Raw genomic sequence first — 14814 nt, 5'->3', positions numbered from 1 at the left:
CCGAACCGTATCGGTTTCGCCGGACCGTATCGGTTCACCTGTGCACGGGCAGCGCGCGATACCCGCGCACGATCGACTCTGTGCGCCAGGGTAATTCGCCGGCCGGGACCGCGAGGCGCAGGCCCGGGAACCGGGCGAAGAGGGTGCCGAGCATGACCTCGAGCTCGAGCTTGGCCAGGTTCTGGCCCAGGCAGACGTGTTCGCCGAAGCCGAAGGTCAGGTGTGGGGCCGGGGCACGGTCCAGGTCGAGCCGGGCGGCGTGCGGGCAGACGCCCGGGTCGAGGTTGGCGCCGGGCAGGCTGACCGCCACCCACTCCCCCGCGGCGATCCGCCGGCCGCCGAGCTCGACATCGACCAGCGCGCGGCGCAGCAGTCCGCCGCCGTCGCCGAGCGCGCCCAGGTAGCGGACGATCTCGTGCACGAATTGCCGTGCGTTGCCCGAGTTTTCACGGAGTGTGGCGAGCTGGTCCGGATTCTCCAGCAGCAGGCCGATGGCGACACCGGCGGCATTGGCCGTGGTCTCGTGCCCGGCGACCAGGAACAGCACGCAGAAGTTCCGTACCTCCTGCCGGGCCAGTCCGGGCTGCTCGGCCAGCAGCCGGGACACGACGTCGTCCCGCGGCTCCCGCGAGCGCGCGTCGATGACGTCGTCCAGGATCGTCCCGAGGTTCGCGATCGCCGTATCACGGGTCTGCACAGTCGATTTCAATCCGAGCATCCCCATCGCCGCGGCCTGGAAGGCGGCTCGATGTTCGGGGGCGACACCGACCAGATCGGCGATGACCAGCGAGGGCACAGGCAGGCAGAAGGTGGACACCAGGTCCACCGGCTCCGGCGCCGCCGCGACCTCGTCCAGGCAATGGTCGACGATCTCCTGCACGCGCGGGCGCAGCGCGGTCATCCGCTTCACCATGAACTCGCCGTTGACCATCGCGCGATACCGCCGATGCAGCTCGCCGTCGACGCCGAGCAGGAACGCCGGGGAGGGCAGCGACGGTAGCGGTTCGGCCTGCCGACCGGGTTGGGTGCCGTCCTTCACGACGGTGAATCGCGCACCGTCGCCGAGCACCTGGCGCGCGAGATCGTGCCCGGTCACCAGCCAGGCTACCCCGCCGTTGGGGTACCGGACGCGCCGAATCGGGGTCCCGGCCAGGCGCTCCAGCACCGCCGGGACCGGCCGTAAAGGATCGTCGCGGTCGATGTCGAGCGGGATCGGTTCGGTGACAGGCGTATTCATGGATACTCCTCGAGGTGTCCGGTCGAGCTATTCCGAGATCGATATCGCCGCGGCCGGGCAGGATCGCGCGGCCAGGCGCGCCGAATCCCATTCGGCCGAGGGGGGTTCCGAATGCCGTAGCAGCGCGGTGCCGTCGGAGTCGTTCTGATCGAAGACCTCCGGGGCGGTCAGGGCGCACACCCCCGAGCCGATGCAGCGGGAGGGGTCTATGTCGAGGCGCATCAACGATTTCCTTTCCTCGGGCGAGCACGTTCGGGGATCGTCCTGACAGCGATGTGTTCCTATGAGCCGCACCGCAATGCGCCAAGCGGCCAGGAACGACAGCAGATGTATTCCGTTGGTGAGCATTTCGGTGCTGCCGAGCAATGCGACCTGGCCGTGCGTGTACAACCACAGCGCGACAACCATTTCCACAGTGGCCAGGCTCCAGGGCAGGAGTGAGGCGAGAGTGTAGGCCCGGCGCTGCACGGCGCAGCGCCGCCACTGCCCCGGATCACCGCTCAGCCGGCCGACGGCCCAGCCCAGCGGCGGGCGTCCGGCCAGGATCAGCACGAGATGCACCGGGGACCACACCACTGCCCACAGGATGCGGGGTAGGAAGAAGTTCGCGGCATTGCCCGTCACGGCCGCCAGCGTCACCTGCAGCACGACCACGGCCACCACGGCGGCGGTGGTGCGCCCGGGCCGCCGGGTCGCGATGCGCCAGCAACTCACCACGAACGCCGCGGCGAGCGCGGCGCCGGCGGCGACCACCAGCGACCCCGTCGCGGAGATCGCAATGGTGAAGGTTCCGATCGGCGCGCCCGACACCGCCCCGACCAGCAGGCGTTCGCGCAGCTCGGGAGTCGGCGCGAGCGCCGGGGCGGGATCCGATGTGGTTGTCCTGGCAGCCAACGGCGTGTACCTTCCTGGTCGCGGATCGGTTGTGAATCCAGGACATCAGGCGGGGCTGACGCGGCTGCGCCGGAAAGCTGACCGAAAGCTGACGGTTTCCGGGTGGGAGCGAGCGGCGGACGGCTGGCGTGATCGGGCCACAAGCATGCGGAGCAGGTGTGGGCGGGATGGTCCGACGCCACCGGCGGCTCGCGAGGCGATGGAGCCGGCCGTCGCGCTACCCGACGAGTGAACGGCACGGGTCGACGCTGGATCCGCGCTGCGGGACCGGCTGCGCGTCAGCGGCAACGCGGAAAGGTCGCGGTGAAGATCGCTCCACCCTCGGAGCGGACGGTGATCGTACCGCCGTGCCGCTCGACGATCTCCTTGACGATGCTCAGCCCGAGCCCGGTGCCGCCCCCTCCGGAGCCCCCGCCCCGATAGAACCGCTCGAAGACCCGCTCGATCGACGAATCATCCAGTCCCGGACCGGAATCGGCCACGGTCAACTCGACCTCGCCCGTCTCGGAGACCGCGACGGTCACCGAAATCGTTGCCTCCGAAGGGGTGTGCCGCAGCGCGTTGGACAGCAGATTCTGCAGCACCTGGCGCAGTTGATCGACATCGCCGGAGACGTAGACATGTTCGGCCGCGGAAACCTCCACCACCCGGCCGGGATCGACCGCCCGCACGTCGCCGGCGGCCTCGCGCGCCAGTGCGCCCAGATCCACGGGCTCCTCGCTCGCGGCGCTCACCTGATCCAGGCGGGCCAGCTGCAGCATCGCCGCGACCAGCCTGTGCATGCGCGCGGCCTCGGCGTCGATCCGCGCGATCGCATGATCCACGGACTCGCGGTCCTGGGCCAGGCCGTGCTCGTAGTTCTGCGCCCAGCCCCGGATGGTGGCCAGCGGGGTGCGCAGTTCGTGCGAGGCGTCGGAGATGAACTGCCGCAGCCGCGCGTCGGCACGCTCGCGGGCATCGAACGCCCGATTCAGCGCCAGCCCGACCTCACGCGCCTCGTCGCGGCGCTCGGCGACCGGCACCCGGCGACCGAGCTCGCCCGCCTCGATGGCCGAGGCGGTGGCGGTCATGTCGCGCAGCGGCCGCAGGCCCACGCGCAGCACGGTCCGGCTCAGCACCGCGATGCCGATCAGCACGACCAGCGTCGCGACGACCTCGACACCCAGCAGCCAGCTCAGCACACCGTCGTCGAATCGCAGGCTGCGCGCGACCACGATCCGGGCTACCGGGATCGGGGGTGCACCCTTGACCGCCTCCACCGCCCGGCCGGGCGGCGCCGCGAAGGCCAGCACGCGGTACCGGTGGGTCCGGTTGCCCACCGCGGCGGCGGCCACGGGTCGCGCCGCGTAGCCCGGGCCGATCACGGCGGGCAATGCGGGCCGGTCCGTCGCATTTGCTTGCGCACCACCGGATTCCGCTATGACGTGTCCGTCCTCGCCGAGGAAGGCGACATAGAACGCCTCGGGCTCGAGCTGCTGCACCGAACTCAGCACGTACGGTCCGGGCGCGGCGCGGACAATGCGTTCAGCCTGGTACAGCCCGGAATCGGCATTGTGCCGGAAATAGAACCACAGGGTCACCACGGGCGCGGTGTCCGCGATCAGCAGCCCGATGCCCGCCAGCAGCACGATCCCGACCGTGAGCCGTGAACGGAGCGGAGCGGAGCGAACCGATGACCCCCGCCGGCTCGCGGCCATTCAGCGGGCCTTTCCGCTGCCGAGGCGGTAGCCGAAGCCGCGCACCGTGTGGATCAGCGCGGGCGACTCGGCGTCGATCTTGCCGCGCAGCCGCGAGATCAACTTCTCCACGACCTGCTCCCGAAATCGGTACTCCCACACGTGATCCATGATCTGATCCTTGGACAGCACCCGCTCCGGGTTGGCCAGGAACAACTCGAGCAGCCGATACTCGGTGGGCGTCAAGGGAATTCGCCGCTCCCCGCGCCGGGCCTGGCGCTGCCCCTCATCCAGGGACAGCTCGCCGTACCGCAGCGCCGCGGGCGGCTCGGCGGCGCCCCGCACGCTGGCCCGCCGCAGCAGCGCATGCACCCGGGCCAGCACCTCGGGCACGCTGAACGGCTTGACCAGATAGTCGTCCGCCCCCTGCGCCAGCCCCGCGATCTTGTCCTCGACCGCATCGCGCGCGGTCACGACCAGAATCGGCACCGACTGCCCGCGCTCGGTCAGCGCCCGGCAGATACTCAGCCCGTCCCGGTCCGGCAGCGTCAGATCCAGCACCAGCAGATCCGGCGGATCCTCCAGGCACACCCGCAGCGCCTCAGCCCCGCTACCCGTCACCGCGGCGTCGTACCCGGCCAACCGCAACGTCGTGACCAGCAGATCCGCCATCCCCGGATCATCATCTACAACAAGCAGCCGCTGCCCGCTCCCGCGGATCAGCGTCATATCGGTAGGTGCGAGGTCCTGCGCCACCCCCGCATCATGCCCCTCGATCGTGAGAGCATCCTGAGGTCGGGTCGGCCCGCTTATCTTAGGGTCCCCTCATCTCATGAACGAGCCGGATGTCGGTGCAAACCGGAGAGCGGCGCAATAGCATCGAAAAGACACGGATGCGCCGTGCGGCTGGAGGGACCGATGGATCGAACGACCTGTCTCGTCGCCGGTGGGGGCCCCGCCGGAATCGTCCTGGGGCTGTTGCTCGCTCGTGCCGGTGTCGAGGTCACCGTGCTCGAGAAGCATGGTGACTTCCTGCGTGATTTCCGCGGCGACACGGTGCATCCGACGACCCTGGACCTGCTCGATGAGCTGGGGCTGGGTGAGCGATTCGCGAAGATACCGCACCGGCGGTTGACCTCGGTGCAGTTGCCCCTCCGCGGAGGCATGTTCACCGCGGCCACGTTCGACCGGCTGCCGGGTCCGCATCGGTACATTGCGATGGTGCCGCAGTGGGATCTGCTGAATCTGCTGGCCAGCGAGGCGGATTCGGAGCCCGCATTCCAGCTGCGCATGAATACCGAGGCGGTCGATGTGATCCGGGAGAACGGGCGCGTTGTCGGCGCGCGCTACCGCACCCGGGACGGGGAAACCGGAGAGATCCGCGCGGATCTGACCGTGGCGTGCGACGGGCGAAGCTCGGCCCTGCGGGCGGCGGCCGGGCTCGGATCACGACGCTGGGCAACGCCTTTCGACGTGTGGTGGTTCCGGATCCCGCGCCACGACAGCGATCCGGCCGGAGCGCTCGGATTCCTCACTCCGCACCGAGTGGCCCTGATGTTCGACCGTGGCGACTACTGGCAGTGCGCGACCCTGATCGTCAAGGGCAGCGATCCTGCACTGCGAGAGGGCCCGATCACCGGCATCATGCGCCCGATCACCGAGATCGTGCCCTGGCTCTCGGACCGATTGCACGCCCTGTCGAGCTGGGACGAGGTGAAGCTACTCGACGTACAGCTCGACCGCCTCGACCGCTGGTATGCCGACGGCCTCCTGTGCCTCGGCGACGCCGCCCACGCCATGTCCCCCGTCGGCGGCGTCGGCATCAACCTGGCGGTCCAAGACGCGGTCGCCGCAGCAAGAATCCTTGCCCCGCACCTACTTTCACACTCGGTGACAACCGCAGACCTCGCCCGCGTGCAGCGCCGCCGCCTGCTTCCCACGGTCATCACGCAGGGTTTGCAACGCCTGCTGCACGCCCGCGCCATCGCCCCCGCCCTCCAGGGCGACCTGAACATCTCCGACGCCACCCGAGCCCCACTACCGCTACGCCTGCTACGCCGCATCCCCATGCTGCGAGACGCACTGCCCTACCTGGTAGCACGCGGCGTCCTACCCGAGCACGCCCCCGAATTCGCCCGCCGCCCTGGGTAATCGAGTGGCAGATCGATTCTCTCGGGGTCACCCGACCGGGCCCGCCCGCCAACTGCGCGGCGGCACACCGAAGGTCTTGCGAAACTGGCGGCTGAAGTAGCCGGGGTCGGAAAGGCCTATGCGGCGGGCTATCTCGGCGATCGGGAGGTCGGTCTCGGAGAGTAGGCGGCGGGCCTCGGTCATGCGGCGGTGCAGGATCCATTCCTGGACCGTGCGGCCTGTGCGGCGGCGGACCAGGGTGGTCAGGTAACCGGGGGTCATGCCGACCGTTTGTGCCACGTCGCGCAGCGACAGGGTCTCGGCGTGGCGCTTGTCGATCACGTCGAACACCTCGGCCAGGAGCGGCTCGCCGCTGCGGCGCAGGTCGCCCGCGACGTCGGCGGTCAGCCGCGCCAGGTCGATCAGGAGCAGGGTCAGGTGGGCGCACGCCGCCTGCCGGTAGCCGTCGCGCCGTTGCTCCAGCTCGGCCTCGATGGCCTCGATCGTGTTGTCCCACAACGGGCGCCGTTCTGGCGGCACGGTGAGGCGCAACAGCCCGTCGCGCTCCTCGTGCAGGAACGGATACAGCAGCGGATGTGAGCGCCACGCGGGCCACGGCGCCCGCGCATTGTCACCCAGTGCGGCGGGATCGAAGAACACCGCGACGCCCGGTCCGAGCTTGTGCGCCTCGGAGCCGTCGACCACCTTGCCGGCCGCGACGACATAGAGCTCGCCGGTCGCGCCGACGTACCACAACGCGGGGAAATCGTGAATGTGCCGATGCTTGTCGGGCAGCGAGAACGGATAGCGCATGGTGGACACCGGAGGCGTGTCCGGATCGCCCCGGTAGTCGTAGACCGGCACGCCGCGCTGCTGACGAACCAACCGGGCCGCCTCGAACATGCAACCGAAGATAGTCCAATTCTTGCCGATTATCACCCCACTTCCACACTTCCCCGCGGCTCACGATGGAGTTCATGAGCAAACATAATCCACATTCCCTCCTCCCCGCCGGAAGCGCCCGGCACGACTACCTGCCCGCGGCCGGGTCCGATCTGATGCTGCCCGCCTTCGATCTGATCTCACGGCTGTTCGGCACGCCCGCGCTGCACGATCGGCTCATCGAACAGGCCGAGCTCGAGCCGGGACACCGGGTACTGGAAATCGGCTGCGGCACCGGTAATCTCGTCCTCAAGGCCAAGCGTGCCCAGCCCGACGCCAAGGTGACCGGCTCCGATCCGGACCCGAAGGCGCTGGCCCGCGCGGAGCGAAAGGCCCACGGCCTGAGAGGAATACGATTCGAGCGCGGCTACGCCCAGGAATTGCCTTACCCGGACCAGGAATTCGACCGGGTCCTCTCGGCGCTCATGCTCCACCACATCCCCACCGAGATCAAGGCCGCCGCCATCGCCGAGGCGTTCCGGGTGCTGCGCCCCGGCGGCCGCCTGCACCTGCTGGACTTCGGCGGCGACAGTACCCCGGCCGACGGCTTCCTCGCGCGGCAGATACAGCGCAGCCACGCCGTCGCGGGCAACCTGGGCGACAGCATCCCGCAACTCCTGAAGTCCGCCGGATTCGACTACACCCTGGTCAGCTCCACGCCACACCGCCACATGGGCCGCATCGTCTGCTACCGAGCCACTCGCCCGGCGTAAACCTACCCGTCGCACAATGGCCCCGACTCCCCGCGATGGCGCGGCCTACCTGGTTAGACCCCCGCCTGGAAGGGGAAGAGCGGTGTAGTCGGCCATGGTGTGCCCAGTCCGCCAGGGCCGCGCCACGCCCGAGGTCCACCAGCGCCACCACAGCGACGGATGCCTGGCCACCCAGCCGAAGACCGGCAGCGGATCGAAGTAGTTCGTCCGCACGATCGCCTTGCCGTCGCGCAGCACGAAGCGGTCGATATTCGGCCACTCGATCAGCTCGCGCCCGACATGGGCCCGCAACCGAAACTCGATGAACAGCAGCTCGGAATCGCCACTCCAGCGGTCGATCTGGGCACGCAGATCGGGAAACAACCGCCAGATCCCCTCGAACTCGGCACGAGCGGCATCGAGGCCCCGCATCGGCGCGGCCAGCGGCTGGGTCAGCACGATGTCCGGGTGCAGCAGCTCCGGCATGCGATCGGTGGACGGATCACGCCAGAAGTCGATGAAGTTCGCGACGAATTGTTCGTGCTCGGATACGGGCACGCCGCCCCTCCCGGTGATCGGCTATGTCGGACAGTCGGTTTGCAGTTTGTTGATGGCGGCCATGATCTGCGGCGCGGCCGAGGGCGAGGTCGCGTTCTGCAGGGCGTCGATGTATGCGTGCAGATCGGCCTTGCCCTGGGCGGTGGTCAGCCTGCCCTCCTGCCCACGCAGCTGCCCCAGATATGCGTTGAGCTTCGGAGCCGCCTGACTCTGCGGCATGTTCTGCAACGGCGCCAGGGTGGGAACCGCGTTCGAGCCGATGGGCCCCAGCACCGCGCAGTCCGAACCCAACGCCGACCCGGCCTGTGCCTGACCTGCCATAACGCCGGTCAACACGGTGGCAAGAGCCGAGATGACCAGCACGAGAGTCGTCCGTTTCTTCATGACAATCTCCCTCGAGAACCGATATCGAATGGTACCTCCGGGGCCGTCACCGCCAGTGGTGATCACCGATCGCCGCGGCCTCCGCACCACCGTCGGCGAAGATCACCTGCCCGGTCACGAAGCGGTTGTCCGGGCCGGATATTACCGATCCGCCACCGGTTCTCGCGCCAGCACCGATTCCACGAGGTCTCCCATCGCGCGGCCGGCGGCGAGGAGTGGCTCGGTGGAGCGGAGCGTGCGGCTGAGGATGAAGGCGCCCTCGAGCGCCGACAGGACGGCCAGGGTCAGCTCGCGGGCGTCGGGTTCGGCTAGTCCGCGGCGGACGAAATACGTTGTACCCTCAGCGATCCAGGAGGTCATGACCTCGGCGGCGACCTCGCGCAGATCCGGCTCGCTGTCGGCGATCTCGCCCGCGACGGTGGCGACCGGGCACATGTTGATCCAGCCGTTCTGCTCGATGGTCTCCGCGGCCGCGGCGAAGGCGGCAGGGACGGCCTCGCGCAGGTCTTCATACGGGTCCATGAGCAGCGGCAGCAGCTGGATGTATGCCGCGCCCGAGGTGCGCAGGGCCACGGCGGCGATCTGCGGCTTGCCGCCGGGGAAGTGGTGATAGAGCGAGCCCATGGGGGCCCGCGAGGCGGCGGTGATCTGTTTGACGGTGACGGCGCTGTAGCCGCGGCCGCGCATCAGCTCGCCGACCGCAGTGATCAACCGGTCTCGGGTTGACATCTTCTCGACCATCCACCCAGACTAGAGCAAAGGCTCTAGAGCGTTCGCTCGAATGGAGGTCGAGATGCCGGTCGTCGAGATACCCGCAGGTCGGATTCACTACACGGAGCACGGCGACGGGCCACCGGTGGTGCTGCTGCACGGATTGCTGATGAATCACACGCAGTGGGACTCGGTCATCGGACGACTCCCGGCGGGTTTCCGGTACGTGCTGCCGGACCTGCCGCTCGGCGCGCATCCCGAACCGCTGCGCCCGGGCACAGACCTGAGCCTGCGCGGCATGAATCGCCTCCTCGCCGATTTCCTGGCGGCGCTCGAGCTGCGCGATGTCACACTGGTTCACAGCGATTGGGGCGGCGGCCTGTTCCTCACCGCGTACGGCCTGGACGAACGCGTCGGACGGCTGATCGTGTTGCCCTGCGAGGCATTCGGCAATTTTCCGCCCGGCCTGCCCGGCAGGATGGCCATGGTCGCCGGCGCGCTACCCGGCGGCGTCACGCTGGCGTTGCGGCAGCTGCGGATCGGGTGGCTGCGCCGATCGCCACTGCTGTTCGGCTGGATGGCACGCCGCCCACTGCCGGACGAATTGGTACGCGGCTGGACCGAATCCGGTCTGCACAACCGGGACATTCGGCGAGACCTGCTGGCCTACACCAGATCCAGCTTCCCTAAGGCTGATCTGATCGCGAATACCGAAGCACTGCACAACTTCCCGGGCCATGCCCTCATTCTGTGGTCCTCGGCGGGCAAAGTCATGCCTCGCGAACACGGCCGCCGCCTGGCCGAGCTGATCCCCCACGCCCGGCTGGTCGAGATCGACGACGCCTACGTCCTGTCCATGCTCGACCGGCCCGAGGCCGTGGCCGCGGCGATGTCCACCTTTCTGACCGACACCGCGGCCGAATCGAAAGGGCCGCTGCCACTTTCGTGACCGTAACGATCACTCGCCATCGCCCGGCGCGGGTTCTTCGCCGGGAAAGAGGATCGGGCTCACCACATACGGCCTCCGCCCGGGGCCCGGCTGGTTCGCCGCGAGCGGCGCGACGATCCCGTGGAGGCCCGCGAGCATCGCGTCGAGCTCCTCGGCACTGAGCCACAGGGTGCCCTGCCGGTAGCTCACCGAGTCCGCGAACGGGGCGGCTCCGGGCCGGTCGAGATACGCGTTGAACTCGGCGATCAGCACGGCCATCGACGCGGCGAACCCGCGCCGGTGATCGTCTGCGGTCATCGTGTCCCCCGCCTCCGGGGCGATCGTCGGGCGGTCGCCGCGCAGCCGGTAGAAGCGCTCCACCGCGCCGCGCACCCGCCGCTCGTCGCCGATCTCCAGCATTCCGCCGTCGACCAGCAGGCCGAGCTGCCGATAGATGCTCGTGCGCGGCACGTCGGGCAGGCGCTCGCACAGCTCGCTCGCGCTGCGCGCCGGCCCGCCGGACAGCGCCCGCACGATGCGCAGTCGCACGGGGTGCAGCAGCAACTCGGTGGGGTCCATAGCTCTACTATCCCATTTTTGGTACCATTTCCAAAACTGGAACTAATGGGGAGCGGGCATGACAAGAAATGCATCCGGACGCCGACTCACGGTGCGCGGCACCGAGATCTACCTCGAGGAAGCCGGTTCCGGCGACACCTGCGTGGTGTTCGAATCCGGAGCCGGGGCCGGGCGGATGCTGTGGGATCCGGTCGTGCCACTGGTCGGTGATATCGCGCGCACCGTCGCCTACGACCGCGCCGGGCGCGGGCGCAGCGGCCCTGCGAAATCACCCCAGAGCCTCGACGACATGGCCGACACACTCGTCGCCATGGTCGAAGCGCTCGCACCGACCCGGCTGATCCTGGTGGCGCACAGCATGGGCGGGTTGGTCGTCCGCCGGACCATCGAACGGCTCTCGCCCCACCCCGACGGGCTCGTACTGGTCGACACCACCCCCGAGGCGGCCCCGATCTACGACGACTGGTCGGCCACGGCGCGGCAGACCGACCGAATTCTGGCCGTGCAGCAGGCACTCGCGCGCTCGCGCACGCTCATGCGCGTGCTGACCCGGCCCTACGGCCGCATGTTCCCCGCCGACACTTACGAGGCGATGCTGACCGACGACTTCTCTCCCGCGGGCATCGCCCAGAACCGACGCGAGATCGCGGCGGTCGCGAGCGGGATCGGCGAATTCCGAAGCCGCCCACCGAAACCGCCGCACTGCGACATCGTCCTCATCTCGGCATCCCGGGCCGACCGGATGCATGCCCGCAACCACGGCACCATCCGCGAGTACCAGCGCCGGTACGCCGAACAGGTCGGTGCGCGGTTCGAGGACGCGGACTGCGAACACGTGGTGCCCGCGGAGAAACCCGAACAGGTGGCCGCCGCGATTCGCCGCCTGGTGAGCGCGTAGACGTCCGGCTCAGAAGTCGTCGGGACAGCCGCAGGAACCGCGGGTCCGCAGCGTCGCATCGAGGTGATGGACGCCGGGATCCGTTGTGCGGCTGTCGATCTGCTCCAGGAGCAGATCTACCGCCAGTTCTCCCATCCGACGGGTCGGCTGCACCATGGTGGTGAGCCCCGGCCGGGTGTAGCGGGCGTATTCGATCCCGTCGAACGCAACCACCGCGAGATCGTCGGGCACGCGCAGGCCCGCGTCGTAGGCAGCGCGGAGCATGCCCATGGCCTGCAGGTCGCTGGTGACGAAAACCGCCGTGGGCCTGCGCGGTCCGGCGATGATCTCCGACAGGGCGCGGTAGCCGGCCGCGCCGCCGAAATCGGTCCGGACGATCGGCCCCTCGGGCAATCCCCCGGCGGCCAGCGCATTCCGGTAGCCCTGCACCCGATCGTCGGCCGTGGAGACGCGCGGCCCTGCCAGACAGGCGATCTCGCGGTGGCCGTGGCCGACGAGGTGGGCGACGGCCTGCTCCGCGCCGCCGACCGAATCGCACATCACGTGGGCGAACCGGACCGGATCGATGATGCGGTCCAGGGCTACCAGCACCATGTCCGCCGCCGCGCAGGCATCGCCGATTCCGGTCTCCCAGGACGACGAAATGGCAAGCATCCCTTCGACTCTGCGATCGATGAAGGTACGCACGTAGGCCTGCTCGCGCTCGGAATCCCCCGCGGCGTTGCCGACGAACAGCGGGTATCCCCGGGCGAACGCCGCCGCCTCGATCACCGCGGACAGCTCGGCGAAGAACGGATTGGCGCCGTCGGGAATCACCATGCCCAGCGCGTGCCCGCGGTTCATCCGCAGGCTGCGCGCGGACATGTTGGGCCGGTAGCCGAGTTCGGCGATGGCGGCCTCGATGCGGGCCCTGGTCGCCGGAGCCACCTGCCGCGGCCCGCCGTTGAGCACGTAGCTCACCAGAGCCGGGGAGGTACCCGCCAGGCGCGCGACGTCGGCCCGTGTCACTACCATTCCAGCTCTCCTGTGTTCGCCTCGTGCGTCGTTGCCACGCTATTGCGCCCAGCCCCTTGACAGCGGGTGAGTCAGGTCACAGACTACTCATCAATTCGTGTTGATCAACACGAGTTGATGATCGGAACAGGGAATAGGTCGTACCCCATGAATGCTCGATTCAGGCGTGCAATGGCGCCGCTTGTCCTCGTCGGAGCGCTCGCCGCGGCCGCGTGTGGGCGCGGTGATCACAGCAGCTCCGGCGACTTCAAGATCGCCATCGTGACCCGCAATTTCACCAACCCCTACTGGGCCGCGCTGCGCGACGGCGCGATGGCTGAGGCAGCCAAGCTGGGTGTGAAGGTGACCGTGCAGGCCGGGCAGTCGGAGACGGACGCCGACGGGGAGAACGCGCAGATCTCCACCATGGCCGCGCAGGGCTTCAACTGCTTCGGCGTGGTTCCGGTCAACGGCACCAACGTCATCACCCCGCTCACCGCCGTCGCCCGCAAGAACATCCCGATCCTGGATCTGGACACCCAGATCGACCCGGACGCCTCCAAGGCGGCCGGGGTGAGCTACGCCAGTTTCATCGGCTCGGACAACGTCGAGGCCGGCAAGACCGCGGGCCAGGAGATGCTGAAGGCCCTGGGCGGCACCGGCAAGGTCGCGGTGCTGCAGGGCATCGCGGGTGAGCAGAACGGCATCAACCGCGACAAGGGCTTCAATGATGCGGTCGCCGGCAAGCTGCAGGTCGTCCAGGAGGCGCCCGCCGACTACGAGCAGGACAAGGGCCTGCAGGTCACCGAGGCGATCCTGAAGGCGCACCCGGATATCACCGGCATCTACGCCGCCAACGACACCATGGGCCTGGGCGCCGCGCAGGCGATCAAGAACGCGGGCAAGAGCGGGCAGATCAAGGTCATCTCCACCGACGGCATTCAGGCCGCGCTCGACGCGACCAAATCGGGAAGCCTGACCGGCACCGTCACCCAGTACCCGTATGCCGAGGGGCAGATCGCCGTGCAGTCCTGCCTGGCCCTGCACCAGGGCAAGAAGCTGCCCGCCCGCGTGGTCTCCCCGATCGCATTCATCAACTCGGACAACGTCGCTGCGCAGATCTCCGCGTTCCCGAAGCCGATCGTCACCTTCGACAACCCGGTGGAAGGGCTGTTGAACAAGTGACCGCGGCAGATATCGCGCCCGCTGATCCCGGCCGGGACGCCAAGGACACGAAGGGCGACGGTGCGCGTGAGGGGCGCACGGAAATCCTTGCCAAGACAGCCGAATACGCGGCGCCGATCGCACTGGTGCTGCTCTGGGTGGCGTTCTTCATCGCCACTCCGGACTTCCTGACCATGTCCAACATCGGCGACCTGCTGGTCTCGGCCACCATCCTGACCGTGCTGGCCCTGGGTCAGCAGTTCGCGGTCACCGTTGGCGGCATCGATTTGTCGGTGGGCGCGAATCTGCCCTGGGCCGCAGCACTTCTCGGCTTCATGAACAGCCGCGGCTATCCGCTCGCGGTGAGTATCGCGGTGGCGATCCTGGGCGGGCTGGTGGTCGGCGTGCTCAACGGCTATCTGGTCGGCAAGCTGCAGATGACCGACTTCGTGGTCACCCTCGGCATGCTGAGTGTGATCAGCGGTCTGACACTGCTACTGACACACGGCAATACGACCGCGGTGAGCTCGCCGTTCCTGTCCAAGTTCGCCCTGGACGGCATCGGCCCGGTGCGCTGGTTCTGGCTGATGGCGCTGATCGCGGCGCTCGTGGTGGCGGGCATCATCTTCCGCACCCGCATCGGCACGCATCTGCTCGCCACCGGCGGGCGCCTGGAGGCCGCGCGCGACACCGGCATCTCGGTGAATAAGATCCGGCTGTTCGCCTATGCCATGTCGGGGCTGCTGTGCGGCATCGCGGGGGTGATGCTCGTGGCGCGCAACGGCGGCGCGGATCCCTCACTGCAGACCACTTACCTGCTGAGTTCGATTGCGGCGGTGGTGCTGGGCGGGTCGTCGCTGAACGGTGGCAAGGCCTCGGTGCTGGGCACCGTCGCCGGGGCGGTGCTGTTCACCTCGCTGATCAACGGGTTCACCATCCTGGGCATCTCGCAGTACTACCAGCCGGTCGCGGTCGGCGCGGTGCTGCTGCTGGCCGCCGGCATCTCCCGCTTCCGAAAGTAGGTGCGA

At 68.7% G+C, this 14814-nt stretch carries 16 protein-coding genes; 6 read left to right on the top strand and 10 right to left on the bottom strand.

Annotated elements, in window-relative coordinates:
• Positions 1-34: 34 nt before the first annotated feature.
• The 4 genes from KO481_RS14320 to KO481_RS14305 form a co-directional block, all read right to left on the bottom strand.
• Positions 35-1237 (bottom strand): cytochrome P450, encoded by a 1203-nt coding sequence (locus KO481_RS14320; RefSeq protein ID WP_215917598.1) that lies wholly within the window; start codon positions 1235-1237, stop codon positions 35-37.
• A gap of 27 nt (positions 1238-1264) precedes the next feature.
• Positions 1265-2131, bottom strand: a complete 867-nt coding sequence (locus KO481_RS14315) for a DUF3159 domain-containing protein (protein WP_215917597.1) — start codon at positions 2129-2131, stop codon at positions 1265-1267.
• A 278-nt stretch (positions 2132-2409) separates the two neighbouring features.
• Positions 2410-3759 carry a sensor histidine kinase gene (locus tag KO481_RS14310; protein WP_215917596.1) on the bottom strand — a complete coding sequence of 450 codons (1350 nt, stop codon included), beginning with the start codon at positions 3757-3759 and terminating at the stop codon, positions 2410-2412.
• A gap of 69 nt (positions 3760-3828) precedes the next feature.
• Complete coding sequence (locus tag KO481_RS14305; RefSeq protein ID WP_308166601.1) at positions 3829-4563, bottom strand: response regulator transcription factor; 735 nt, start codon at positions 4561-4563, stop codon at positions 3829-3831.
• Between the two features lie 162 nt (positions 4564-4725).
• Here KO481_RS14305 and KO481_RS14300 point away from each other — a divergent pair, with 162 nt between their 5' ends.
• Complete coding sequence (locus KO481_RS14300) at positions 4726-5958, top strand: FAD-dependent oxidoreductase (RefSeq protein ID WP_215917595.1); 1233 nt, start codon at positions 4726-4728, stop codon at positions 5956-5958.
• Between the two features lie 27 nt (positions 5959-5985).
• Here KO481_RS14300 and KO481_RS14295 read toward each other — a convergent pair whose 3' ends face one another.
• On the bottom strand, positions 5986-6840 hold the full coding sequence (locus tag KO481_RS14295; protein WP_215917594.1) for a helix-turn-helix transcriptional regulator: 855 nt from the start codon (positions 6838-6840) through the stop codon (positions 5986-5988).
• Positions 6841-6914: 74 nt separating this feature from the next.
• Here KO481_RS14295 and KO481_RS14290 point away from each other — a divergent pair, with 74 nt between their 5' ends.
• On the top strand, positions 6915-7592 hold the full coding sequence (locus tag KO481_RS14290) for a class I SAM-dependent methyltransferase (protein WP_215917593.1): 678 nt from the start codon (positions 6915-6917) through the stop codon (positions 7590-7592).
• A gap of 45 nt (positions 7593-7637) precedes the next feature.
• Here the strand turns inward: KO481_RS14290 and KO481_RS14285 are convergent, their stop codons facing one another.
• The 3 genes from KO481_RS14285 to KO481_RS14275 form a co-directional block, all read right to left on the bottom strand.
• Positions 7638-8129 (bottom strand): nuclear transport factor 2 family protein, encoded by a 492-nt coding sequence (locus tag KO481_RS14285; protein ID WP_308166600.1) that lies wholly within the window; start codon positions 8127-8129, stop codon positions 7638-7640.
• Positions 8130-8150: 21 nt separating this feature from the next.
• Positions 8151-8513, bottom strand: coding sequence for a hypothetical protein (locus KO481_RS14280; protein ID WP_215917592.1), 363 nt, complete (start codon positions 8511-8513; stop codon positions 8151-8153).
• Positions 8514-8654: 141 nt separating this feature from the next.
• Positions 8655-9242: a TetR/AcrR family transcriptional regulator gene (locus KO481_RS14275; protein WP_215917591.1), complete on the bottom strand. Its 588-nt coding sequence runs from the start codon at positions 9240-9242 to the stop codon at positions 8655-8657.
• A 52-nt stretch (positions 9243-9294) separates the two neighbouring features.
• On the opposite strand from KO481_RS14275, the gene KO481_RS14270 reads away from it, so the two are divergent.
• Positions 9295-10173 (top strand): alpha/beta fold hydrolase, encoded by an 879-nt coding sequence (locus tag KO481_RS14270; RefSeq protein WP_372452020.1) that lies wholly within the window; start codon positions 9295-9297, stop codon positions 10171-10173.
• Between the two features lie 9 nt (positions 10174-10182).
• On the opposite strand, the gene KO481_RS14265 is transcribed toward KO481_RS14270, so the two are convergent.
• On the bottom strand, positions 10183-10731 hold the full coding sequence (locus KO481_RS14265) for a helix-turn-helix domain-containing protein (protein ID WP_215917590.1): 549 nt from the start codon (positions 10729-10731) through the stop codon (positions 10183-10185).
• A 58-nt stretch (positions 10732-10789) separates the two neighbouring features.
• Here KO481_RS14265 and KO481_RS14260 point away from each other — a divergent pair, with 58 nt between their 5' ends.
• Positions 10790-11629: an alpha/beta fold hydrolase gene (locus tag KO481_RS14260; protein ID WP_215917589.1), complete on the top strand. Its 840-nt coding sequence runs from the start codon at positions 10790-10792 to the stop codon at positions 11627-11629.
• 9 nt (positions 11630-11638) lie between these two features.
• Here KO481_RS14260 and KO481_RS14255 read toward each other — a convergent pair whose 3' ends face one another.
• Positions 11639-12643 (bottom strand): LacI family DNA-binding transcriptional regulator, encoded by a 1005-nt coding sequence (locus KO481_RS14255; RefSeq protein ID WP_215917588.1) that lies wholly within the window; start codon positions 12641-12643, stop codon positions 11639-11641.
• A 171-nt stretch (positions 12644-12814) separates the two neighbouring features.
• Here KO481_RS14255 and KO481_RS14250 point away from each other — a divergent pair, with 171 nt between their 5' ends.
• The gene (locus KO481_RS14250; protein ID WP_245400896.1) at positions 12815-13807 is read left to right on the top strand and encodes a sugar ABC transporter substrate-binding protein; all 993 of its coding nucleotides are present in this window, start codon (positions 12815-12817) and stop codon (positions 13805-13807) included.
• Complete coding sequence (locus KO481_RS14245; protein ID WP_308166599.1) at positions 13804-14808, top strand: ABC transporter permease; 1005 nt, start codon at positions 13804-13806, stop codon at positions 14806-14808. The genes KO481_RS14250 and KO481_RS14245 overlap by 4 nt, the downstream gene beginning before the upstream one ends.
• The last annotated feature ends 6 nt before the right edge of the window (positions 14809-14814 follow it).

This window comes from Nocardia albiluteola, assembly GCF_018860155.1.
GTDB lineage: Bacteria > Actinomycetota > Actinomycetes > Mycobacteriales > Mycobacteriaceae > Nocardia > Nocardia albiluteola.
This window is presented reverse-complemented; position numbering and strand designations above follow the sequence as displayed.